The sequence below is a fragment of the Halomonas sp. TP35 genome, from assembly GCF_052375975.1.
Taxonomy (GTDB): Bacteria; Pseudomonadota; Gammaproteobacteria; order Pseudomonadales; family Halomonadaceae; genus Vreelandella; species Vreelandella citrativorans.
Genome location: NZ_JBQSUZ010000022.1, coordinates 24,493 through 46,774, shown reverse-complemented (window position 1 = coordinate 46,774; position 22,282 = coordinate 24,493). Strand labels below are relative to the sequence as shown.

22 protein-coding genes are annotated in these 22,282 nt (G+C 54.1%); 18 read left to right on the top strand and 4 right to left on the bottom strand.

Annotated features, from left to right (window positions below; all coding sequences use genetic code 11):
• The 6 genes from ACT3RU_RS17185 to ACT3RU_RS17160 all read left to right on the top strand — a co-directional run.
• The coding region (locus tag ACT3RU_RS17185) for a hypothetical protein (protein ID WP_483392931.1) at positions 1 to 421 on the top strand (421 nt) is incomplete at its 5' end.
• Positions 422 to 668: 247 nt separating this feature from the next.
• On the top strand, positions 669 to 1,445 hold the full coding sequence (locus tag ACT3RU_RS17180; RefSeq protein WP_483392930.1) for an amino acid ABC transporter substrate-binding protein: 777 nt from the start codon (positions 669 to 671) through the stop codon (positions 1,443 to 1,445).
• A gap of 80 nt (positions 1,446 to 1,525) precedes the next feature.
• Positions 1,526 to 2,194, top strand: coding sequence for an amino acid ABC transporter permease (locus tag ACT3RU_RS17175; protein WP_172118967.1), 669 nt, complete (start codon positions 1,526 to 1,528; stop codon positions 2,192 to 2,194).
• Positions 2,191 to 2,946, top strand: a complete 756-nt coding sequence (locus ACT3RU_RS17170; RefSeq protein ID WP_172118966.1) for an amino acid ABC transporter ATP-binding protein — start codon at positions 2,191 to 2,193, stop codon at positions 2,944 to 2,946. Before ACT3RU_RS17175 ends, ACT3RU_RS17170 begins: the two co-directional genes overlap by 4 nt.
• A 106-nt stretch (positions 2,947 to 3,052) precedes the next feature.
• On the top strand, positions 3,053 to 3,508 hold the full coding sequence (locus ACT3RU_RS17165; protein WP_441679806.1) for an excisionase family DNA-binding protein: 456 nt from the start codon (positions 3,053 to 3,055) through the stop codon (positions 3,506 to 3,508).
• A complete protein-coding gene (locus ACT3RU_RS17160; protein ID WP_441679804.1) occupies positions 3,508 to 4,080 on the top strand; it encodes a PIN domain-containing protein in 573 nt (190 codons plus the stop codon). The genes ACT3RU_RS17165 and ACT3RU_RS17160 overlap by 1 nt, the downstream gene beginning before the upstream one ends.
• Positions 4,081 to 4,143: 63 nt before the next feature.
• Here ACT3RU_RS17160 and cls read toward each other — a convergent pair whose 3' ends face one another.
• Complete coding sequence (gene cls / locus ACT3RU_RS17155) at positions 4,144 to 5,601, bottom strand: cardiolipin synthase (protein WP_483392929.1); 1,458 nt, start codon at positions 5,599 to 5,601, stop codon at positions 4,144 to 4,146.
• A 517-nt stretch (positions 5,602 to 6,118) separates the two neighbouring features.
• On the opposite strand from cls, the gene rpsT reads away from it, so the two are divergent.
• The 12 genes from rpsT to ACT3RU_RS17095 all read left to right on the top strand — a co-directional run bounded on the left by rpsT (position 6,119) and on the right by ACT3RU_RS17095 (position 17,201).
• Positions 6,119 to 6,385: a 30S ribosomal protein S20 gene (gene rpsT / locus ACT3RU_RS17150; protein ID WP_009097974.1), complete on the top strand. Its 267-nt coding sequence runs from the start codon at positions 6,119 to 6,121 to the stop codon at positions 6,383 to 6,385.
• Between the two features lie 110 nt (positions 6,386 to 6,495).
• Positions 6,496 to 8,085 (top strand): murein biosynthesis integral membrane protein MurJ, encoded by a 1,590-nt coding sequence (gene murJ, locus ACT3RU_RS17145; RefSeq protein WP_483392928.1) that lies wholly within the window; start codon positions 6,496 to 6,498, stop codon positions 8,083 to 8,085.
• A 160-nt stretch (positions 8,086 to 8,245) separates the two neighbouring features.
• The gene (gene ribF / locus ACT3RU_RS17140; protein ID WP_483392927.1) at positions 8,246 to 9,328 is read left to right on the top strand and encodes a bifunctional riboflavin kinase/FAD synthetase; all 1,083 of its coding nucleotides are present in this window, start codon (positions 8,246 to 8,248) and stop codon (positions 9,326 to 9,328) included.
• A gap of 7 nt (positions 9,329 to 9,335) precedes the next feature.
• Complete coding sequence (ileS, locus tag ACT3RU_RS17135) at positions 9,336 to 12,167, top strand: isoleucine--tRNA ligase (RefSeq protein WP_483392926.1); 2,832 nt, start codon at positions 9,336 to 9,338, stop codon at positions 12,165 to 12,167.
• Complete coding sequence (lspA, locus tag ACT3RU_RS17130; RefSeq protein ID WP_172118960.1) at positions 12,160 to 12,690, top strand: signal peptidase II; 531 nt, start codon at positions 12,160 to 12,162, stop codon at positions 12,688 to 12,690. The genes ileS and lspA overlap by 8 nt, the downstream gene beginning before the upstream one ends.
• An 80-nt stretch (positions 12,691 to 12,770) precedes the next feature.
• Positions 12,771 to 13,217 carry an FKBP-type peptidyl-prolyl cis-trans isomerase gene (fkpB, locus tag ACT3RU_RS17125; RefSeq protein WP_172118959.1) on the top strand — a complete coding sequence of 149 codons (447 nt, stop codon included), beginning with the start codon at positions 12,771 to 12,773 and terminating at the stop codon, positions 13,215 to 13,217.
• A 61-nt stretch (positions 13,218 to 13,278) separates the two neighbouring features.
• Positions 13,279 to 14,256 (top strand): 4-hydroxy-3-methylbut-2-enyl diphosphate reductase, encoded by a 978-nt coding sequence (gene ispH / locus ACT3RU_RS17120; RefSeq protein ID WP_193054742.1) that lies wholly within the window; start codon positions 13,279 to 13,281, stop codon positions 14,254 to 14,256.
• A gap of 37 nt (positions 14,257 to 14,293) precedes the next feature.
• On the top strand, positions 14,294 to 14,698 hold the full coding sequence (locus tag ACT3RU_RS17115) for a type IV pilin protein (protein ID WP_483392925.1): 405 nt from the start codon (positions 14,294 to 14,296) through the stop codon (positions 14,696 to 14,698).
• On the top strand, positions 14,699 to 15,142 hold the full coding sequence (locus tag ACT3RU_RS17110) for a type IV pilus modification PilV family protein (protein WP_483392924.1): 444 nt from the start codon (positions 14,699 to 14,701) through the stop codon (positions 15,140 to 15,142).
• Positions 15,132 to 15,608, top strand: coding sequence for a PilW family protein (locus tag ACT3RU_RS17105; protein WP_483392923.1), 477 nt, complete (start codon positions 15,132 to 15,134; stop codon positions 15,606 to 15,608). The genes ACT3RU_RS17110 and ACT3RU_RS17105 overlap by 11 nt, the downstream gene beginning before the upstream one ends.
• A complete protein-coding gene (locus ACT3RU_RS17100) occupies positions 15,605 to 16,114 on the top strand; it encodes a PilX N-terminal domain-containing pilus assembly protein (protein WP_193054739.1) in 510 nt (169 codons plus the stop codon). Before ACT3RU_RS17105 ends, ACT3RU_RS17100 begins: the two co-directional genes overlap by 4 nt.
• Positions 16,115 to 16,178: 64 nt before the next feature.
• Positions 16,179 to 17,201: a tryptophan--tRNA ligase gene (locus ACT3RU_RS17095; protein ID WP_483392922.1), complete on the top strand. Its 1,023-nt coding sequence runs from the start codon at positions 16,179 to 16,181 to the stop codon at positions 17,199 to 17,201.
• A gap of 81 nt (positions 17,202 to 17,282) precedes the next feature.
• Here ACT3RU_RS17095 and ACT3RU_RS17090 read toward each other — a convergent pair whose 3' ends face one another.
• The 3 genes from ACT3RU_RS17090 to ACT3RU_RS17080 form a co-directional block, all read right to left on the bottom strand.
• Entirely contained in the window at positions 17,283 to 18,419 is a 1,137-nt protein-coding gene (locus ACT3RU_RS17090) for a cupin domain-containing protein (RefSeq protein ID WP_444631752.1), read from the bottom strand.
• Positions 18,420 to 18,640: 221 nt separating this feature from the next.
• Positions 18,641 to 20,098 carry a class II fumarate hydratase gene (gene fumC, locus ACT3RU_RS17085; protein WP_193054720.1) on the bottom strand — a complete coding sequence of 486 codons (1,458 nt, stop codon included), beginning with the start codon at positions 20,096 to 20,098 and terminating at the stop codon, positions 18,641 to 18,643.
• A gap of 146 nt (positions 20,099 to 20,244) precedes the next feature.
• Positions 20,245 to 22,041, bottom strand: coding sequence for an NAD-dependent malic enzyme (locus ACT3RU_RS17080; protein WP_444622213.1), 1,797 nt, complete (start codon positions 22,039 to 22,041; stop codon positions 20,245 to 20,247).
• Between the last annotated feature and the right edge of the window lie 241 nt (positions 22,042 to 22,282).

The window sequence follows — 22,282 nt, the reverse complement described above, 5'->3', positions numbered from 1 at the left end:
GGAGCCCATTGGCAAGCCTGAAGAGGTACCTACGCATGTATTTTACGTAATGTTCCAACAGCCGAGCATTGAGCTTAATCAGAAGGTGCAATTAGTCCTGGATAAATGGGACGCTTACTTCGATGCAGAGTTGAAAATTTATGTGGCATTGGGCGTTACCCCACAAAACCCCTTACGTATTGCCAATGCGTATCCGCCTGGCTTGATGCCGACAGAAGAGGTGTTCCAACAAGAGGACCACCTGCTGGGCGGGGTCAGCATTATCCTCAATAAGCCCAAGCGCAAACGTGGCTTTGACAAAGTGCAATTGGGCAAAATGGTGGAATTGAGTGAAGAACTTGCCGCGTTAGGTGGGGCCTTGCTTGATGAAGAGCGCCAGCCAGCTTCGCGTAAAACCATCAGGGATATTACTGGCGGTTAATGCCCATTATGACTGCGCTATTAAGCGTGGTGGTAATTTGTAGCTACCTTTCTATTAGCGCCTGCTATCAAACACATGGCGTAGGTTGGTTTCGCTGGCCAAATTCTAATAACCTCAATGCATAAAAACTATTTTTAATATTCTTTTTTGTGTTTATGATGTGCGTATAACGGCTATGCTGCCTTTGCGCCTGCCACGCCTACACACTGCAACAGGCAAATGATCTTTGCCGACGAGGATGCTTCTGATGACTCGATCACGTCGTTTAAACACGTTAGTCGCCGCGCTTACCTTCAGTGTGGCAGGTGGTTTTGCTGCGGTTCAGGCCCAGGCAGATACGCTGCGAGTGGGCATGTCGGGCGGCTATTTCCCGTTTACCTTTGTGGAGCGCGACGAACTCAAGGGTTTTGAGGTCGATGTCATGAACGCGGTGGGGGAGGTCACCGGTGATGATGTCGAGTTTGTAACGGCGAGTTTTTCGGGGCTAGCGGGCATGTTGGATTCCGGACGCATCGACACTATTGCCAACCAGATTACGATGACGCCGGAGCGTGAAGCCAAGTATGTCTTTACGGCGCCCTATGTGTATGACGGTGCGCAAGTCGTTGTCCGGAAGGGTAATGATTCTATTAACGGCGTTGAGGATCTTTCCGGTAAATCGGTTGCGGTTAACCTGGGCTCCAACTACGAGCAGTTGTTGCGCGAGCTGCCGAACGCCGACGAAATTGATATCCGCACCTACGAATCCAACGTAGAGCAGGACGTAGCATTGGGGCGCACCAATGCCTTTATTATGGACCGCGTTAGTGCGACTCAGGTGATTAAGGAGCGCGGCTTACCGTTGGAACTGGCGGGCCAGCCCTTCACGGTTATCGAGAATGCGCTGCCGTTTCGTGACAACGAGGCAGGCAATGCCCAGCGCGACCGTGTGGATGAAGCGCTAACTGAGCTTCGCGATAACGGCACGCTGCGTGAAATTTCCGAAAAATGGTTTGATACCGATATCACGCAGCAGCCGGAATAACCGCTACGCTGTAAACGGAAGCCTGTATTGAACGCGGCCGTGGGTAATCCACGGCCGTTTTGCTTATAAGCGATGCTGACATGCTAAACCTGGATTATATGTGGGGGCTGTTACCGGTCCTTTTAAGCTATGTGCCGCTCACGCTTGAAATGGCGACCCTCGCCATGCTGCTGGCGCTGGTGCTTGCCTGTCTTCTGGCCGTGATTCGCGTGACCCGTGTGCCGGTGTTGAACGGCTTTTCGCTGCTGTTTATCTCGTTTTTTCGCGGGACACCGCTGTTGGTTCAGCTTTTTCTGTTCTATTACGGGTTGCCCCAACTGGTAGAGGCGTTGGTGTCGATTAACGGCATAACCGCCGCTGTCATGGGCCTGACGCTGCACTTTTCCGCCTATATGGCTGAGTCTATTCGGGCGGCCATTGTGGGGATTGACCGCAGCCAGACAGAAGCAGCGCTCTCTATCGGCATGACGCAGTCGCAGCTAATGCGGCGCATTATTCTCCCTCAGGCGACCCGTGTGGCGACGCCCACATTGATGAACTACTTCATTGATATCATCAAGGCGACGTCGCTGGCCTTTACGCTAGGTGTGACGGAGCTGATGGGGGCCACACAAAAAGAGGCCGCCAGTAGCTTTCTCTATCTGGAGGCTTTTTTACTCGCGGCGATGATTTACTGGGTCATAGTGGAAATTCTCTCCTGGGGGCAGCGTCGCCTGGAAATTTACCTGAATAAGGCGTACCAACGATGATCTCGCTTGAGGCTGTTACCAAGCGCTTTGGTAAACAAGATGTATTCACCGATATTGATTTGTCGCTTGAGCGGGGCGAGATCATTGTCATCATTGGCCCTTCAGGCACGGGTAAGTCAACGCTATTACGCTGCATTAACTTTTTAGAGCGACCTGAGTCTGGGCGTATTACCGTCGGCGATGTGCGCGTGGATGCGCAGCAGGCGAGCCGTGCCGATATTTTAAAGCTGCGTCGGCGTACTGCGTTTGTCTTTCAAAACTATGGTTTGTTTGCCAACAAAACGGCGCTTGAGAACATCAGCGAGGGCATGATCGTCGTTGATAAAATCCCCAAGGAAAAGGCCCATGCACGCGCCCGAGAAATCCTTGAGCGGATTGGGCTTTCAGATAAAGCCGATGCTTACCCGGCGGCGCTTTCTGGCGGGCAGCAGCAGCGTATCGGCATTGGCCGCGCCATGGCCGCGAACGCCGATGTCATTCTGTTTGATGAGCCCACGTCATCGCTGGACCCGCAATGGGTGGAGGAAGTGCTGAGCTTGATGAAGCAACTTGCCGCCGAGCAGCAAACCATGATTATCGTTACCCACGAGATGCAGTTTGCGCGTGACGTAGCGGATCGCGTGATATTTATGGATGAAGGGCAAATTATTGAACAAGCACCGCCCGAGGAGCTGTTCACCGCCCCCAAGGACCCGCGCACGCAGCATTTTCTGCGCAAAATCCTTGCCCCAACGGGCCAGCCACTGCCTTAACAGCATGTGGTTATGAATGCTGTAAAATGTAAATATCGGTTTTCGAATAATTCGAATAGTGCTAGAGTTATAGCGTTGAGTATCGAAGCACCTATGGAGAAAACCGATGCACGCGCTAGCTAGTCAGTTACCTAATGCCGAAGAAGCCGCTCTGGCCAAGCTATCAAGCCGTGAGCTTGCCGCTTACATTGAGACAAAAGCGCCTACCCAAAAAGTCGCTGTTATCAATAAAGACGGCGAAACGCATCAGGTTGAGGTGCCGGCCAGCGCGCTTCGTCTATTGGTGGATATCTTGACCGAATTGGGCGATGGGAACATGGTCAAGCTCATTCCTGTACATGCGGAGATGACAACCCAGGAAGCGGCGGATGTCATGAATATGTCGCGTCCCTCCTTCATTAAGCTACTTGATGAGCAGCGTGTTCCGTTTCATCGTGTCGGCAATCGACGTAAAGTTAAATATTCGGATGTCATGGCGTACAAGCAGCAGCTCGATCAAAAACGCCTTGAGTCGCTGGCTGAGTTAGCAAGGCTCGATCAATCCATGGGGCTAGGGTATTAATGAGTTCTTATTACACAGTGGTATATGATGCCTGTGTATTATATCCCGCACCACTCAGAAGCCTGCTGATGTATTTGGCTATTACAGACCTATATCGAGCTCGCTGGTCACGTCAAATACATGAGGAGTGGATGCGCAGTTTGCTGGCGCAGCGTAGTGATATCACGAGAGAGCAGCTTGAACGCGTGCGTGAATTGATGGATAGCCATACCCGCGACGGGCTGGTTGAAGGGTTTGAGCTTTTGATTGATGGGTTAAAACTACCAGACCCGGATGATAGGCATGTACTTGCATGCGCTATTCACTGCGGCGCTGAAGCAATTATCACGTTTAATCTTAAGGATTTCCCCAGTGAAATGCTCAACTCCTATGACATTCGAGCCATACACCCTGATGAATTTTTAGTAGATATGCTTGCTTTGAATCCTGGTAGCGTCATTCAAGCGCTACAGCAGCATCGTAAAAGCCTCAATAATCCGGCTTTCACCGCTGATGAATATCTGGATGTGTTGCTGAATCAAAGACTACCCAACCTGGTTGGTAGTTTGCGACCCATGAAACTTTTGATATAAGCGCTTTTCAGCAGCTCACCGCTGCCCGTCGTGGGCAGCGGGGCACTAACCGATGAGCATCGATTACATCACCGGGCTGAAAATGGTGGCAACGTTATCGCCGATGCGGCGTAACAACGAGCGATGAATGACTTGGTCGGGGACCACTTCATTGGCATCGGAAAGCCAGGTGTTTTGGCGTTCTCTAATGCTTTTCGCTAGGTCGGGTGAGTGCAGTAGAATATTATTCTCGAAATTAAGTTCAAGGCTGCGCCGGTCCATATTCGCCGAGCCGACTAGCGTCACTGCTTCATCCACCACCAGTGTTTTTGCGTGCAAAAGGCCGCCGCGAAATTCGAATATCTTCACGCCAGCGGCAACAAGCTGCGCGTAATAGGCTTTGCTGATGGCGCCTACCACGAAGGAGTCGTTGCGCTGGGGCAGGATGAGAGTGGTTTGAACGCCGCGCCTGGCGCAGCCAATCAGCGCCGAAAGCAACGAGGCGTCCGGAACAAAGTACGGGTTCGAAATTACTACTTCATGCTGGGCGCAGTGTAGAAGGCTGGAAAACACATCCGACATGGCGCCTTTAGGTGACAGCGGCCCGGTGCCAAAGGCAATAGCCGCGCTGGCGCTGTTCATGGCTTCCGTGCTGGCTTCTGTCTTGGGTTGCGGCGGTGCCTCCCAGGCGACATCAAGGTGCTCGTTGGATTCGATCAGCCAGTTGGCCGCAAACAGCAACTGGTTTTGCATCACTACTGGCCCCTCGAAACGCAGCATGATATCTACCCACGGCGCATACTTCGCCTTGACACGAAACTCGGGGTCGGCGCAGTTTTGGCTTCCGCAGTAGGTTAGTCGGTTATCCACCACGACGATCTTGCGATGGTTTCTAAGGTCTGCGCGGTTTCCAAGCAGTGCGTCAAGCCCAAAAGAGACCTTCAGCGATACGCACAGTTGAACACCGGCGGCTTTCATTGCGGCCCAGTGCTCCGAACGGGTAAGCGCTCGCGAACCAATACCGTCCACAATGATGCGGCATGTCACGCCACGCTCAGCCGCGCGCTTAACGGCCTCTACAATCTTGAGCCCGTTGTTGTCAGTAAGCCAAATATAAAAGGAGATATGAATGCTCTCCTTGGCGGCATCGAAGTCTTCCACCATCGCGTCGATCGCTGCATTGGAGTCGGCGGTTAGCGTGGCGGTGTTGTGGTTAGTGACGCCGCTATGCGCCAGATGCTCACAGGCGCGAAAGGCGGGCCGAAAACGATCTGGCACATGCTCCAGAGCCGATGTTTTCCCTACGTTATAGGCTTTTACCAACCGTGTGACGGTGCCAATTGCTTTGCGTCGTGACCGGCGCGATATCCAGGGTTCGCCAAGTAGCAGGTAAGCAATGATGCCTAAACCAGGTAGAAACGAGAGAATCAATATCCATGCGGCTCGGGAGGCGGGCTCTTTGCCCTCTACCGTCAGCACGCGGATCACCAGGGCGACGTAGGCCAGCATATGAGCGGCAAACCAAAGAGAAAAATCCGACATAGTGAGTCCGTCTTTAATAGTGAAGTTGTTCGAGAGTCTGACTATCCCTGAACGCCATGGAGCCTCCATTAGTAGCCACGGGGGCTGTGCGGCTAACGCAGGCCTCAGAGGTAAATAAGCTAGCGGATCGGCCGCCAAAGAACGCCGCTGCAAACACCGGTTTTTTATATTTAATGGCAATAATGTAGAAGATGCTGGGCAAAGTCCATGTCGCTTCTTTTGAGAGCGCCTTGTAAACCATTCGGTTAGCCGGCTGATGCAATAAAACATTGACAACGTGTGGCAAGCAAGAATAGTGCGTGATAGACTACGCCATCCTCTCAGACAAGACCCGTGGGCGGGCAGGCAATTTGACTGCCGGTCACACTATTTGACAGAGCTTAAAGGCTTGTCGAATCAATTGGTTGTTAAGGAAAGTCGCGTTATGGGCAGCTTTTAGAGTGAACATGAGCGTGGCGAACACATAGTTAATCCGTTGCCGAATTTGCGGCAACCTTTATTCTCCAAGGAGATACCTGTGGCGAACAGCAAGCAAGCACGCAAGCGCGCCCGCCAGGCCGAGACTCGTCGCGTCCTGAAAGCCAGCCAGCGCAGCATGGTCCGCACCTATATCAAGCGTGTGATCAAAGCGATCAACACCGGCGACCACGGCAAGGCGATGGAAGAGTTCAAGGTAATGCAGCCGGTCGTTGACCGTATTGCTGATAAAGACGTGCTGTCCAAGAAGAAAGCAGCGCGCCTGAAAAGCCGTTTGAACAAGCGTATTAAGGCACTGGCGGCGTAAGCCGGCAGGCGCCATAAAAAAAACCGGCTACGGCCGGTTTTTTTGTGTCTGATGGTTTTATCTAATGACTCTATGATGGGTATTGGCCATCCGCGCCTATGGATCCAAAAATGACCTCAAACACGCCGCCGAATGAAACTTCCGCCGCGCCTGGCGCGCCGCCACGCCGCGGGCTAATGCGCTCGGGGCTGGTGGTCAGCTCCATGACCATGCTTTCTCGCGTGATGGGCCTGATCCGTGACGTGGTGGTGGCGACGCTTTTGGGCGCCGGGAATGGCGCGGATGCCTTTTTTGTCGCTTTTAAAATTCCTAATTTTTTGCGTCGCCTGTTTGCTGAAGGTGCCTTTAACCAGGCCTTTGTGCCGGTGCTTTCCGAGTACTCGGCCCAGCGCAGTAAGCAGGAAATTCGCGAGTTACTCAACGCCGTAGCCGGTAGTTTAACCGCGCTATTGGCTCTGATTACCGCGCTTGCGATGCTGTGCGCGCCCTGGCTTATCTGGGTGTTTGCGCCCGGTTTTGGCAGTGACCCCGCCAAGCATGCCTTGACCGCCGATATGCTGCGCCTCACGTTTCCGTATTTGCTGCTGATCTCGCTCACGGCTTTTTCTGGCAGCGTGCTAAATACCTGGAACCGTTTTGCAGTGCCTGCCTTTACGCCGGTTTTGCTCAACCTGTCACTCATTGGCGCCGCGCTCTTTTTAATGCCGTTAATGGATGAGCCCGCTATGGCGCTGGCCTGGGGTGTGCTGATTGCAGGTGCTGCCCAGCTGATTTTCCAGGTGCCGTTTTTAATGCGTTTGGGCCTGATGCCCACGCCTTGGCCGAACTTCGCTCATGAAGGCGTTAAGCGCATTTTAAAGCTGATGGGCCCGGCGCTGTTTGGGGTCTCGGTCTCGCAAATTAACCTGCTGCTGGATACGGTGTTAGCGTCACTGCTGGTGGCGGGCAGTGTCTCCTGGCTTTACTACTCTGACCGCTTGGTAGAGCTGCCGCTCGGGGTCTTTGGCGTGGCGATAGCAACGGTGATATTACCCGCACTTTCCAAGCGCCACGCTGAACAGTCAAAGGCGCATTTTGCCGCCATGCTCGACTGGGCGATCCGGTTAGTGCTTTTGGTAGGCTTGCCTGCCGCACTGGCGCTGGCGGTATTGGCCGAGCCGCTATTGATCACGCTATTTCACTATGGCGCCATGACCGACCACGATATTCAGATGGCCGCGATGAGCCTGCGTGCCTATGCCTTTGGCCTGGTCGCCTTTATGCTGATTAAGGTATTGGCGCCTGGTTTTTTTGCCCGCCAGGACACCAAAACGCCGGTGAAGGTGGGTATTATCGCCATGGTCGCTAATATGGTGTTCAACCTGATGTTGATTTGGCCGCTTGCCCATGCCGGGTTGGCGCTTGCTACGGCGCTGTCGGCATTCTTGAACGCGGGTATGCTGGGAGTATTGCTGTACAGGCAGGGCGTGCTGGTTTTCCAGCCGGGCTGGGGTCGGTACGCGGTGCAACTATTGGGCGGTAGCGGTTTGATGTGTGCTGCGCTCTATATGGTGTCGCCAGAGTGGCACGCGTGGCTTGCGTTTAGCCTGTGGCAGCGTGTTGCCTGGGTGGCCGGGCTGGTAGGTTTAGGGGGCGGGATTTATGTTGTCTGGCTTACCGCGCTGGGCCTGCGGCCACGGCATTTTAAAATGCAGAGCTAAACCCTACAGCGGCAATGCGTGGCCGAACGCTTAAAAGTCACGTTGAATCGGCAGAGAGTTAGACATATATCACGGTAGGTTCGCTATAATCAGAGCTTTTTAAGCTTCACCCAAGCCCAACAAGGCTTGGGAGCGGCAAATTATTAACGGCTGAGGTGCCATGCGCGTCATTCGAGGACTGCACAATCTGGTAGCGGCACAGCGTGGCTGCGTCGCTACCATTGGAAATTTTGACGGTGTGCATCGTGGCCATCAGGCAATTTTGCAGCAGTGCCGCGAGCACGCCGCACGCCTAAACGTGCCGCTAACCGTGGTCGTGTTTGAGCCCCAGCCGCGTGAGTACTTTGCCGGTGACCAGGCACCCCCACGGCTAACGCGCTTGCGTGAAAAGGTGCGTCTGTTGGGTCAGTACGGCGCTGAACAGGTGCTGTGCCTGCCGTTTAATAATGCCCTTAGAAGCTTGACCGGGCGCGAATTTATTGATCAGGTGCTGATCGAAGGGCTGGGTGTTAAACATCTGGTCGTTGGTGATGACTTCCGTTTTGGCTGTGACCGCCAGGGCGACTTTACGCTGCTGGCCGCGGTGGGCGAAGAGCAGGGCTTTGGGGTTGAACATACCTGCACCTTTACGGTTGAGAACGAGCGGGTTTCAAGCACACGCGTGCGTACCTTGCTTGCCAGCGGTAACTTTGCCGCAGCAGCCAATCTGTTAGGGCGGGCGTATTCGCTGGATGGGCGTGTGGTACGTGACCAGCAGCTTGGTCGCACCATTGGTGTGCCCACGGCGAACCTGCCCCTGTTGCCTCAGCCCTTAACGTTGCGCGGTGTCTATGCCGTTGGGGTGACGCTTGAAAATGGCCAACGCTACCACGGAATTGCTAACGTCGGCTTTCGGCCGACGGTTGGCTCCAAGCGGCCCACACTGGAAGTCAATCTGTTTGATTTTGACGGTGACCTCTACGACAAACGCATGACGGTATTTCCCTGTGCGCGGCTTCGTGGGGAAGTGAAATTCGACAACTTTGATGCACTAAAAGCGCAAATTGAGCGCGATCAGAGCCAGGCACATCGCTACTTTGCGACGGCCGTCACTGGCTGTCATAACGCGCTGCCGCTAGCCTCGGCCCCGCTTGGGCGTGAGGCTATGGCCTCCAAGGCTCAGGCTTCCAAGACACAGGTTTCCAAGACAATTTCTTCTGATCCTTCTTCGGCGGATGACGCTGCCGATGCTAACAACGGCTGACCGAACCATGGACTATAAGCACACGCTAAACTTGCCTGAAACCGACTTTCCTATGCGTGGCATGTTGCCCAAGCAGGAGCCGGGACGCGTTTCACGCTGGCAAGATATGAACCTGTACCAGCGCCTGCGCGAAGCGCGTGCTGGCGCACCGCTGTTTGTACTGCACGATGGCCCTCCCTACGCCAACGGCAGTATCCATATTGGTCACGCCGTTAATAAAATTTTAAAAGATATTATCGTTAAATCGAAAAACCTGGCGGGCTTTGATGCGCCTTACGTGCCGGGCTGGGATTGCCATGGCCTGCCCATTGAGCACAAGGTAGAAACCACGCACGGTAAGCACTTGGCGCCTGCAAAAGCGCGAGAGCTATGCCGTGAGTACGCGGGCGCTCAGGTTGAAACACAACTGGCTGATTTTGTGCGCTTGGGGATTATTGGTGATTGGAATCATCCCTACCGCACTATGGACTACGCCAATGAAGCAGGCGAGATTCGCGCACTGGCCGACATGGTCGAAGCGGGCTACGTCTTTAAAGGTCTGAAGCCGGTTAACTGGTGCTTTGACTGTGGCTCGGCGCTGGCTGAGGCGGAAGTCGAGTATCAAGACAAGAAGTCCGACGCGATTGATGTCGCTTTCCCGGTGGAAGATGCCGATAAGCTGGCCGCTGCGTTTGGCCTGAGCGAGCTGCCCAAACCGGCGGCGGTGGTGATCTGGACCACCACGCCGTGGACGATCCCTGCCAACCAGGCGCTGAACGTTCACCCCGAATTTACCTACGCGTTGGTCGATACCGGCGAGCGCCTGCTGCTGCTAGCCGAAGAGCTGGTCGAAAGCTGTCTTGAACGCTTTGGTTTACAGGGCGAGATCATCGCTACCACTCGCGGTGAAAAGCTAGACCTGATTAACTTCCGCCACCCGTTCTATGATCGCCTGTCGCCAGTTTACCTGGCTGATTACGTCGAGTCGGAAGTGGGCAGCACCGGTATCGTTCACTCCGCGCCTTCTTACGGCCTGGATGACTTTAATACCTGCCGCGCCCACGACATGAGCTTTGACGACATGCTGAACCCGGTACAGGGCAACGGCGTGTACGTTGATGATCTGCCGTTCTTTGGCGGCCAGATGATCTGGAAAGCCAACCCCAACATCGTCGCCAAGCTTGACGAAGTGGGTGCGCTGATGGCGCATAAGCCCATCGTGCACAGCTACATGCACTGCTGGCGCCATAAAACGCCGGTCATCTACCGTGCGACAGCCCAGTGGTTTGTGGGCATGGATATTCAGGGGAAAGACGGTAAAACCCTGCGTGAACGCGCGCTGGAAGGCATCGAGGCGACCCAGTTCACCCCCACCTGGGGGCAGGCGCGCTTGCACAGCATGATCGCTAATCGCCCGGACTGGTGCATCTCGCGTCAGCGTAACTGGGGCGTGCCGATTCCGTTCTTCCTGCATAAGCAAACCGGCGAGCTGCATCCGCGCACCATTGAGCTGATGGAAGAAGTCGCTAAACGCGTGCAGGAGCAAGGCATTGATGCCTGGTTCAGCCTCGACGCCGCTGAGCTTCTCGGCGCGGAAGCGGCCGAATACGACAAGACTACTGACACGCTGGATGTCTGGTTTGACTCCGGCACCACGCACCGCCATGTGCTGCGCGGCTCTCATCCGCATGGCCATGAAAGCGGCCCGCGAGCTGATTTGTATCTGGAAGGCTCTGACCAGCACCGCGGCTGGTTCCACTCGTCGCTACTGACCGGTTCAGCAATTGACGGTCACGCGCCGTATCGTCAGCTATTGACCCACGGCTTTACCGTCGATTCGCAAGGCCGTAAGCAGTCCAAGTCGTTGGGTAATGTCATCGCGCCGCAGTCGGTGATGGATAAGCTGGGTGCCGATATTCTGCGCCTTTGGGTGGCCTCGACGGATTACTCCAATGAAATGGCCGTGTCGGATGAGATCCTCAAGCGTACAGCGGACGTGTATCGGCGTATTCGCAACACGTCGCGCTTTCTTTTGGCCAACCTGACCGGCTTTGACCCGGCGCGCGATATGGTGGCTTTTGAGGATATGATCGCTCTGGATCGTTGGGTCGTTGACCGCGCACTGCAGCTCCAGGAGCGCATTCAGAAAGCGTATGAAGAGTACCGTTTCCTGGACGTGTATCAGCAGGTGCATACCTTCTGTGCGCGCGACCTGGGTGGTTTTTATCTGGATATCATCAAGGATCGCCAATACACCACGCAGGCTGATTCGCTGGCACGCCGCAGCTGTCAGAGTGCGCTCTATCATGTTATCGAGGCGCTTTCGCGTTGGGTCGCACCGATTCTCTCCTTCACCGCAGAAGAGATCTATGAGCATATCCCGGGCAAGCGTGGCGACAGCGTGCTGCTGGAAACCTACTATACCGACCTGAAGCCCCTTGATGCTGACGCCGAGATGGGGCGTGAATACTGGGAAGCAGTGCTAGAGGTCAAGCAGGCGGTGAATAAGCGCTTGGAAGAAGCGCGTAGCGAGGGCGCCATCAAAGGCTCGCTGGACAGCGAAGTCACCCTTTACGTCAGCGACGAACTCAATGTGTTGCTGTCACAACTGGGCGACGAGTTACGCTTTGTGCTGATTACCTCGGAAGCGACTCTCAAGCCGCTAGCGGATGCCGAGGCATCTGCCTACAGCGAGCTAGAAGGGCTCAAAGTAGCGGTGGTCGTCAGTGCGTTTGAGAAGTGCGAACGTAGCTGGGAGCGCCGCCCTGACGTAGGTACGCATCCTGAGCATCCCACGCTGTGCAAGCGTTCGATTCTTAATCTGCCGGATGGCCCGGGTGAGGTGCGTCACTATGCCTGAGTCGGTCTCGTCCAACGCGCGGCCGCCCATGCGCCAGCCGCTGCGCTGGCTGTGGTTGGCCGTTGCCGTGATTGTGCTGGATTTGGCCACCAAGGCGATTGCCAGCAGCCAGCTGGGGTATCTGCAGCCGGTAGAAGTGCTGCCGTTTTTTAACTTCACCTTAATGCATAACACGGGGGCGGCCTTTAGCTTTTTGGCTTCTCACCCTGGTTGGCAGCGCTGGTTTTTTGCGGTCATCGCGATTGGCGCAAGCGTGGGCTTAACCATCTGGCTTTCCCGTGTTAGAGCCGATGAAAAGCTGCTGGCCATTTCGCTGCCGCTGATTATCGGTGGGGCGCTTGGGAATCTCTATGACCGCCTGGTGCATGGCTACGTGGTCGATTTTTTATCGTTTCATGTGGCCGGTTGGTACTATCCCGCCTTTAACGTGGCAGACATCGGGATTACTCTGGGGGCCATTGGGTTGATTTGGGAGTCAGTGATGGGTGACCGGCGGCGTAAAAAAGCCCACTCAACGAAGTAACCCGCGACCTCTAACTCGGTTAGCATTAATCAGGCCCTGGTGGCAGTATGCCAGGGCCTTACCACATAGCGAGCAGTGTAATGAGTGATTACCTGATTGATGAGGGGATGGAAGTGACCCTGCACTTCACCCTGAAACTTGAAGATGGCACGGTAGTGGACTCTACCAAAGAGAAGGCACCGGCCACCTTTCAGTACGGTGACGGCAATTTGCCACCCGGCTTTGAGCACCCGATTAAAGGCATGACAACGGGCGAGACAGGTACTTTTCAGGTCTCTCCCGAGCATGCCTTTGGGCAGCACAATCCGCAAAATATCCAGACGTTAAAGCGCGCTGATTTTGGCGATGAAACGCCTGAAATTGGTATGGTGATGTCGTTTGCCGATAAAGCGGGAACGGAATTGCCTGGTGTGGTCAAAACCATTGAAGGCGACCGCGTCGAGGTGGATTTTAATCATCCGCTGGCGGGACGCACGTTAACCTTTGAGGTTGACGTACTGGATGTAAAACCGGTTACAACGCACTAGGCTTTAGCATTAGCCGGGTTCTTATTCACTAAACGGTGCGGTAACGCATCAAGGCACTACTATGCAATCGACGCAAGCACAGCCCATACAGATCAAATTGGCCAATCCGCGTGGTTTTTGTGCCGGCGTGGATCGCGCTATAGACATCGTCAACCGTGCACTGGATGTGTTCGGGCCGCCTATCTATGTGCGCCATGAAGTTGTCCACAACCGCTTTGTGGTGGAAACGCTGCGCGAGCGTGGGGCTGTCTTCGTGGAAGAGCTCGACGAAGTGCCGGATGACGTGATCGTTATTTTCTCTGCGCATGGCGTGTCTCAAGCCGTACAGTCCGATGCTGACCGGCGTGGGCTGAAAGTGTTTGATGCCACTTGCCCGCTGGTCACCAAGGTGCATTTGGAAGTCTTGCGCTACGCCAAGCGGGGGCACGAGTGCGTGCTGATTGGGCACGCAGGCCATCCCGAAGTAGAAGGCACCATGGGACGCTATGACACGGCGCATGGCGGTCGCATCTATCTAGTCGAAGATGAGCAGGACGTTGCCAGCCTGGAGGTCAAGGATCCTTCCAGCCTTGCCTTTGTGACCCAAACAACGCTGTCGATGGATGACACGGCCAAAGTGATTGATGCGCTGCGCGAGAGGTTTCCCGAGATCAGTGGACCGCGTAAAGATGATATTTGCTATGCCACGCAAAACCGCCAGGATGCGGTGCGTGAACTGGCCGCGGACAGTGATCTAGTGCTTGTAGTGGGCAGCCCCAATAGTTCCAACTCTAACCGCTTGCGCGAGCTTTCCGAGCGTATGGGAACACCGGCGTACCTGATAGATAATGCCGACCAGATTGAGCCAACGTGGCTTGAAAACGTCGGCCGCATCGGCGTAACGGCGGGTGCCAGTGCCCCGGAAGTGCTGGTGAAAGGCGTAATTGGCAAGCTTCAGTCATTGGGTGCTTCCATGCCGGAAGAGCTAAAAGGCCGCGAGGAGAGCATTACGTTCTCCATGCCCAAAGAGCTGCGCGAGCAGGTAATCGTCAGCAGCTGATGCACTGCGTATGCGGTGGCTGATGCAGGAGCATCACGTGAGGTTTTCGCTTTATCCTTACTCTATTCGCGCAGGCCGCTCGATAGAGCGTCAGCGCGGTTTTACGCTTCTTGAGCTTGTGGTGGTGATGGGCATTCTCGGCCTTATCGCTGGCATGGCTTACCCTGCCTACTCCCGCTACCTGCAAACATCCCTGCGCACGGATGCGCATGCGGGGTTAAGGCAGGCGGCGGCTGAACTAGCGCGCTGTCACGCCCGAACCTACTCCTATCAAGACTGTGAAATGCCCCACCTGTCACCAAGCGGGCATTATCGCCTTGCCTATTCTGAACGCCAGGACGGTCGCTATGTGCTAAGCGCGTCGACTGAGCGAAAAGATGGCTGTGGCCAGGCCATAACGCTCAGTAGTCAAGGTGAACGCCTGCCCGAGACGTGCTGGTAAGTGCGGCGCCAAGAGGGGGTTACCCTGGTGGAGGTGTTAATTGCCTTGGCCTTGCTGGCGTTTGGGCTGATCGGCATCGCCGCCATTCAGCTAACGTCGCTGCAAAGTGCCGCTTCGGGCTACCAATACTCCGTGGCAAGTGTGGCAGCCCTGGATGCCCAAGAGCGTGCCTGGGCGCAGCTGGCGGCGAAACAGAACTGCCGACACCTCACGGCGGGGCTGGAGAGTGACTGGCAGGCCGAGTGGTTTACACCTTCACAAGCACCGCTTAACGGCGCAACGGGCACGGTTGATAGCACTTTTGTATCCGGAGGCTGTCAATTGACCGTCTCCATTACGATGCGTGCACGGCCTTCCCATCAAGCGGCTGACCATTTTGACTACGTGTTTACCTTGCCCTTTATTGAAGCGCGCTATGTTGGCGAGGCGCCTAATGCTCAATAAGCGCCAAGGGGGATTTACGCTGGTTGAAATGATGGTCGCGATGGTGATCGGCGCCATTATTATTTTGGGTGCAGGCCAGCTTTTGTTAACCACCGTGACGACCTTTCAGCGCGTCGAGGCCATCAGTCGCGAGCAGGAAGCGCTTGTTTTTGCCGTTCAATCGCTCACCCGGGACATTCGTAAAGGCAAGGCAGGCCAGTATGAGATCAATGACTCGCTGGTCGATGCGACCACCTGTGCATTACGTCATAACAGCCAGCCCTTGATAGAAGGGCTTTATAAAGGCAGTCACGCATGCGACTCGCTTAGCCTGTTTGAGAAAGACGCCGATGGTATAACAGGGCTTTATCGGGTAACGCTCCAATTTGCGGGCGAGCGCCAAACACCGTTTGTATGGCATGTGATGCAGCGTGATCACGTTATCGCGCGTCGTACACCTCTTCCCGCCATGGAGGGCAGCCCATGAAGCATCAGCAGGGTGCTGCGCTGGTGATCGTCATGGCACTTCTTTCTGCCGCGCTGCTGCTGGGCGTAGCGAGTATGCGGACGGCGTTAGTCGATGAGCGTTTGGCGGGTAATTTTCGAATTGCCGTTCAGGCCCAAATGCTGGATGAGAGCCTGCTGGCTGTCTTGTCGGACCGCCAGTATGCAGCATCGCGGGATGCCTTCTTGAACCGTTTACTAACGTATCCACCCGCCTTCAATATCGGCGATAAGCGACAGCTGCAAAGCGATGATAGTCAGGCGTTGTTGCCACGCCAGGCGCTCAACGCACTGCTTGAGGCATTGCCAATAGCGCAAGCTGAGGGCCAAAGGCGGTTACTTGATGACCTCATCATTGATATTGAACGGCTGGCGGATCAGCGCGTTGCCATCACGGCCAGAAGCGGTGGTACGTCTGCCAGTACGCACGCTGTTTTTGTGAGGCAAAGCCCAGAAGAAGCAACGTGGCGGCTGGCAGGATTACGCTGATGGCATTCGCCACGCGTAAATCTGCGCGTTATGATAGGCCTATTTGCCCAAGAGCCTAAACACAATGAGTCAAACTGCTAAAACCCGCGTCTTAACCGGTATTACGACGACCGGTACACCGCACTTAGGCAACTACGTTGGTGCGATTAAACCGGCCATAGAAGCAAGCCAGGACCCCAATGTACAGTCGTTCTATTTTTTGGCGGATTACCACGCCCTGATCAAGTGCCAGGACCCTGCGCGCGTGCAAGCGTCACGCCTGGAAATTGCCGCTACCTGGCTGGCGCTTGGGCTGGATACCGACAACGCCATTTTTTACCGCCAGTCTGATTTGATGGAAGTTCAAGAACTCTCGTGGATGCTTTCCTGCGTGTGTGCCAAAGGCCTGATGAACCGCGCCCACGCTTACAAGGCCGCCGTGGCTGAGAACGAAGAAGCAGGCGACCAGGATGCGGACAAAGGCATCACCATGGGGCTTTTTGGCTACCCGGTATTGATGGCTGCCGATATCCTGATGTTCAACGCCCAAAAGGTGCCGGTAGGGCGCGACCAGATTCAGCATATCGAAATGGCACGTGATATGGCCGGGCGATTCAACCACCTTTATAAAGGGCAGTACTTTACGCTACCCGAAGCGGTGGTAAGTGAGACAGGCGAGGTGTTGAAAGGACTGGACGGGCGCAAAATGTCCAAAAGCTATAACAATACCATCCCGCTGTTTTCGCCCGAGAAAAAGCTTCAAAAGCTGGTGCGTAAAATCAAGACCAACTCGCTTGAGCCCGGCGAACCGAAAGACCCGGATACCTGCACCCTGTTCCAGATATACGCGGCATTTGCCAATGAGAGCGAAACGTCTGCTCTGCGTGAACAGTACGCCGCCGGTATTGGCTGGGGCGATGCTAAAAACCAGGTGTTTGAGTATATCAATGCGCACCTGAGCGAACCCCGGGAGCGCTACAATGCGCTAATGGATGACCCTGCCCATATTGAAGCGGTGCTGCAAAAAGGTGCTCAGCACGCTCGGGAGGAGGCCGCGATAACCATGGATAAACTGCGCTCAGCGGTCGGCCTTGGGCGTTTTGTCTGATGGATGATTACGCACTTTATAGTGAGAAAAAGCCAGCCTCAAAGAGGCTGGCTAGCGGTTTTCAATGACTGCCCAACTGTATTACTTCACTACCGGGCAACGCTCGCGGCGCAGTGACTTCATTAGTGTGTCATCGACGTCCAGGTGGCCTTGAACAATGCTGGCGGGTGTCAGTGCCAGCCATTGGTTCAGTGAAACATCGCGGTAGTCGCCCTTGTTGAATACGTTGAGAACATACACTGGCTCGTCACCGATGTTCTCAATGTAGTGGGCCAGGTTCTTCGGCACATAGCCGACGTCGCCGGGGCCGTAGTTAAAAGTACGTGCATTGCTGACGGCGTTGAACACGGTCATGCGCGCCTGGCCAGACAGGTAGTACTGAATTTCATCAGCATCCGGGTGCCAGTGAATTTCTCGCATACCGCCGGGCTCAAGCTTAATCATCAACATCGCCATGGTCGTGACGTCGAAACTTTTCGAATCGATGATTTTGGTCGCGCCGCCTTGCCATGTGTTTTCAGGAATATCGCCTCCCCGGAACACATATTTGCCTGTCATGTTACCAGCGCCGAGTTCTTCGCGAACCTGCTCAATGGGCGCTGGTTGTGGCTGACGGAAAATATACTTTTCAGAAGGCGGGATGTTGTCGAAGGCACTTTCCGGAACACCGAAGTTCTTGGCCAGCACCTCTTTCGGCATATGTGCGAAGAGCTCTGTGACGAGCAGTGTCTCGTTTTCGGAGAAGTTACCGTCATTGAAGATCAGAACGAATTCGGTGCCTTCTTCAAGACCCTGAATGGCATGTGGAACGCCTGCGGGGGCAAACCAGAGATCACCTGGCCCGAGGTCTTCGACCAGCGTCTGGCGGTTTTCGTCAACCAGGTAGAAACGCACGCGGCCTTCCGTTACGTAGGCCCATTCGGCTTCTTTATGCCAATGGAGTTCACGAATAACACCAGGGCCAAGACGCATATTAACGATAGCGAGCTCTTCCAAAGCCGGGCACTCGCGCAGCGTCACTTCCCGCGCCCAGCCGCCGTCTTCAAGACGGTTATGAGCCATGGCGAACGGAAACTTCAGGTTCGGGATCCCGCCATTGTCGGTTTCTGGAGGCAGGAAGATATCTGGATTCATTTTGTCCAGAACAACATTACGTGGGCCTGGGTCGTCAGCGCCCTGGGTTCCGCGAATGGGCTGAGGTGCGTCTTTATCAGCCATGGCTTTGCTCCTGTATTTACTTACAACGTATTGGTCAATGTAGCTATTGTTACAGTTGAAGTGGATAACAGCCGGGTGATGCTATTCAGAAATTAAACGAACTCCTCACTCTCCTTCGCGCTATATAACCGTACGGCCAGAGCATCAAACTCCAGGTTCGATATGTCTGCTTTAGAAACGTTATCATTGAACTTTAAAGATAAAGTGGTGTGCTATTTTTCTTAGGCACCTGCAAGTCCACTGCCAACCATATCTAGCGGCTTAATAGTCTTGTCGAAGAGTTCGGCACTAACCTTGCCTGAAGCCAAGGCAGCATCACGCAGGCTTGTGCCGTCCGCGATTGCCTTTTCGGCTATGTGCGCTGCATTTTGATAACCGATCACGGGCGATAGAGCCGTTACTAGCATCACACTTCCTGCGACGTATTCTTTGATTTTCTTCTCGTTCAGTTCCGTGCCTTCCACAGAAAACTCACAAAATCTACCGCATCCATCGGCGATAATCCGGGCAGAATGCAAAAAGTTATTGATGATCACAGGCCGCATGGCGTTAAGTTCGAAGTTGCCTTGGCTGCCAGCGACGGAAACAGCTGTATCGTTGCCCATTACCTGGATAGCAATCATGACGATTGCTTCGCACTGGGTTGGATTAACCTTTCCAGGCATGATAGAAGAGCCAGGTTCGTTGGACGGCAAGGTGAGTTCGGCGAAGCCGCAACGCGGTCCAGAAGCCAGCCAGCGCATGTCGTTGGCAATCTTCATTAACGCTACTGCAAGCCCACGAAGTGCTGCATGTGCTCGGACCATTGCATCCAACGAGCCTTGTGCGGTGAACTTGTTAGGTGCTGTAATGAAAGGCTTGAAAGTCAGTTCGGCGATTTTTGCAGCAACGTCGACGGCAAAGCCTTTAGGCGCATTCAGGCCAGTGCCAACGGCCGTTCCACCGACAGCCAGCTCGTAGAGCCCCGAGCGGCTGGCCTCAATGTCAGCAATTGCTGCTCTAATCTGCCCGGCCCAACCGTGCCATTCCTGGCCAACCGTTAAAGGGACAGCATCTTCCAGGTGCGTACGTCCAATTTTTACTACGTCCATCCAGCGGTTGGCTTTGCTCTCAATCGTCTCCACAAGCTTTGTTACTTGGGGCAACAGTACCTCATCAATCGCGAATACTGAGGCGATGTGCATGGCGGTAGGAAATGTATCGTTTGACGACTGGCCCATATTGACGTCGTCGTTTGGAGCAACGGGTTGCTGAGAACCGATGCTACCGCCAAGAAGCTGAATTGCCCGGTTCGAAAGTACCTCATTAACATTCATGTTCGACTGAGTACCAGATCCTGTCTGCCAGACATACAGCGGGAAGTGGGCGTCGAGCTTACCGGTGATCGCCTCATCAGCGGCATGAATGATTGCGTCGCGCTTAGTGTCAGACAATCGACCAGCCGCCGCATTTACCATAGCGCATGCCTTTTTCACGTATCCATAGGCGTGATATACCTCTTTTGGCATTAAATCATCACCAATATTAAAGTGAATCAGCGAGCGCTGAGTCTGGGCACCCCAGTAACGATCCGCCGGCACGTCGACACTTCCCATAGAATCGAATTCAGAACGTGTGCCGTCGGCCTCAATGCCAATGGGGAGATCACGTAAGGCATCTGCTTGATTATTCGTCGTCATAGCTTATTATCCTGTATACAAAGATATAAAAGCGTAGCTGTCGTTGGAATGGGGGGAGACGCTGATGGCGTCATTGAAATATCGTCAGCGACAATGAACTGACAGCCTGCCCCCTATGTGAAGGTAGACTGTCAGTTCGCACTACTTTAATCAGCTTCCACAGGGTTATAGACTGGCCACCACTGAGCCTCACGTACGGCTTCCACAGGGTCCGAAAGATCCTTGGCGCGCACCAGCCCTTGACTCTGAGCAACCCGAATTACTTCCACAGCGACTGCACTGGATGTGGTGCGCAGCTCTGCATTCGATGGTAGAAGCGAAGCGCCGGGCTTATCTTCAGGACCTTGGCCCGCGACCGCTTGCGCGGCAGCAAAAATCATTTCATCCGTAATCTTGGCCACGCGTCCAACAATGGCGCCAAAGCCCAACCCAGGATAGAGAGCTGCATTATTAGCCTGGCCAATGACATAGTTGACACCCTTGTACTGCACGTCATCGAAGGGAGCGCCGGTGGCGACAAGTACCTTGCCGTCTGTCCACTCTATGAGATGAGCAGGAGTTGCTTCATGCAGTAAGGTGGGATTAGAAAGCGGAAAGATGATGGGCCTCTCAACATTGGACGCCATGTCACGGACGATGCTTTCGGTAAATCGGCCTGGGGTCGTCGACGTTCCAATAAGGATAGTTGGCTTCACTTCGGAGACTACCGCCGCAAGGTCGATAATTCCGCTAGCGGCAGCGCGTGCTGCGCGTAGAGCCTCCATTGCAGGCCAGCGACTTTCGTCGGCCGGAATTGGCTCACAGGGTGTGCGTTTCCAATTAGTGACTTCATCAAGGGGCCGCGCATATGGACGCTGGAAATCAAGTAGGCCGTCCGTCATGTCGTCAGTAAGCAAGCCAGGAAGGTCCACCAACCAAATTTTACGAGTCGCCTCTTCTTTAGATACTCCGTGGCGAACCATTTGGTCCCGAATCTGATCTGCAATGCCGCACCCTGCTGTACCAGACCCTACGACTACAACGCGTTGTTCATTCCAGGGGTTTCCTGTGCGTTCTACCGCGTTTAGTAGACCTGCGAGTACGATTGCGCCCGTACCCTGCATGTCATCATTGAACGTTGGCAGCTTATCTCGATGACGCGCCAGAATGCGGCGTGCATTGGTGGAACCGAAGTCTTCCCAGTGCAACATTGCTTTAGGGAACAACTTATGCGCTGCGGCCGCATAGGCGTCCACAAAATCATCATACTGCTTGCCTCGTATACGACCATGGCGGTACCCAACATACTGGGGGGCATTCAACAATTTCTCATTGTCAGTCCCTACATCCAGTATCACCGGCACCACTCGGTGCGGATCTACGCCAGCAGCTGCAGTGTAAACAGCCAACTTACCAATAGAAATATCGATGCCGTTGGCCCCCCAATCACCGATACCAAGGATTTCCTCGGCATCAGATGCCACAAGCAAATCAATGTCATTCGCGCCTGCACCGAAGGCCGCAAGTTTCTCCTCGATTTTTTCTGGCTCATTGATTGAAAGGAAGATCCCACGTGGCCGGTGCATGATCTCACTAAAGTTCTCAATTGCCTCACCAACGATAGGGTCATAGACGATGGGAAGCATTTCCATCATATGACGTTGAAGGAGAGCATAAAATATTGTCACGTTGTCATCATGGAGATCCCACATATATATATGTTTTGCGAGATCAGTAGGTGCCGCGCTATAGGCCGCATAAGCGCGGATGAGTTGCGGTTCAAGTTCAGTAGTAATAATTGGGGGAAGCAGCCCGTTAAGACCAAGTGCGTCACGCTCACTCTGACTAAACGATGTTCCCTTATTTAAAGATGGGTCGCGAAGTACTGCGTACCCACGTGCTGCTGTTGTAATGCGCGTGCGACCAGAGCTATCTTTCGATATGTTGGCTTGCCTGCTAAACATTATAACTCTCCGTTTAATCGTTGCGACCCATCGTCGCTTTTTTCGCCAAAAGCCTGTAGTACAGGCGTTATTAGTTACCCATTATCTGATCTTGATAGTTCTTTTGATAGTTCTTGTAATGGTTGTTGCTCATGAATAACTTCTTTTTAAACTGCTTAAGAGGTCATTAATGATACTTATCAATGTAGATTAGCTTATGAAAAAAACAATATAAAAGTTAGGATGATTTGACGCTTTTTAT

Excerpts from the sequence above, each read along its gene's own strand:
- ACT3RU_RS17180 (WP_483392930.1), top strand. The coding sequence starts at position 669 with ATGACTCGATCACGTCGTTTAAACACGTTAGTCGCCGCGCTTACCTTC.
- ACT3RU_RS17175 (WP_172118967.1), top strand. The coding sequence starts at position 1,526 with ATGCTAAACCTGGATTATATGTGGGGGCTGTTACCGGTCCTTTTAAGC.
- ACT3RU_RS17170 (WP_172118966.1), top strand. The coding sequence starts at position 2,191 with ATGATCTCGCTTGAGGCTGTTACCAAGCGCTTTGGTAAACAAGATGTA.
- ACT3RU_RS17165 (WP_441679806.1), top strand. The coding sequence starts at position 3,053 with ATGCACGCGCTAGCTAGTCAGTTACCTAATGCCGAAGAAGCCGCTCTG.
- ACT3RU_RS17160 (WP_441679804.1), top strand. The coding sequence starts at position 3,508 with ATGAGTTCTTATTACACAGTGGTATATGATGCCTGTGTATTATATCCC.
- cls (WP_483392929.1), bottom strand. The coding sequence starts at position 5,601 with ATGTCGGATTTTTCTCTTTGGTTTGCCGCTCATATGCTGGCCTACGTC.
- murJ (WP_483392928.1), top strand. The coding sequence starts at position 6,496 with ATGACCTCAAACACGCCGCCGAATGAAACTTCCGCCGCGCCTGGCGCG.
- ribF (WP_483392927.1), top strand. The coding sequence starts at position 8,246 with ATGCGCGTCATTCGAGGACTGCACAATCTGGTAGCGGCACAGCGTGGC.
- ileS (WP_483392926.1), top strand. The coding sequence starts at position 9,336 with ATGGACTATAAGCACACGCTAAACTTGCCTGAAACCGACTTTCCTATG.
- lspA (WP_172118960.1), top strand. The coding sequence starts at position 12,160 with ATGCCTGAGTCGGTCTCGTCCAACGCGCGGCCGCCCATGCGCCAGCCG.
- fkpB (WP_172118959.1), top strand. The coding sequence starts at position 12,771 with ATGAGTGATTACCTGATTGATGAGGGGATGGAAGTGACCCTGCACTTC.
- ispH (WP_193054742.1), top strand. The coding sequence starts at position 13,279 with ATGCAATCGACGCAAGCACAGCCCATACAGATCAAATTGGCCAATCCG.
- ACT3RU_RS17105 (WP_483392923.1), top strand. The coding sequence starts at position 15,132 with ATGCTCAATAAGCGCCAAGGGGGATTTACGCTGGTTGAAATGATGGTC.
- ACT3RU_RS17100 (WP_193054739.1), top strand. The coding sequence starts at position 15,605 with ATGAAGCATCAGCAGGGTGCTGCGCTGGTGATCGTCATGGCACTTCTT.
- ACT3RU_RS17095 (WP_483392922.1), top strand. The coding sequence starts at position 16,179 with ATGAGTCAAACTGCTAAAACCCGCGTCTTAACCGGTATTACGACGACC.
- ACT3RU_RS17090 (WP_444631752.1), bottom strand. The coding sequence starts at position 18,419 with ATGGCTGATAAAGACGCACCTCAGCCCATTCGCGGAACCCAGGGCGCT.
- fumC (WP_193054720.1), bottom strand. The coding sequence starts at position 20,098 with ATGACGACGAATAATCAAGCAGATGCCTTACGTGATCTCCCCATTGGC.
- ACT3RU_RS17080 (WP_444622213.1), bottom strand. The coding sequence starts at position 22,041 with ATGTTTAGCAGGCAAGCCAACATATCGAAAGATAGCTCTGGTCGCACG.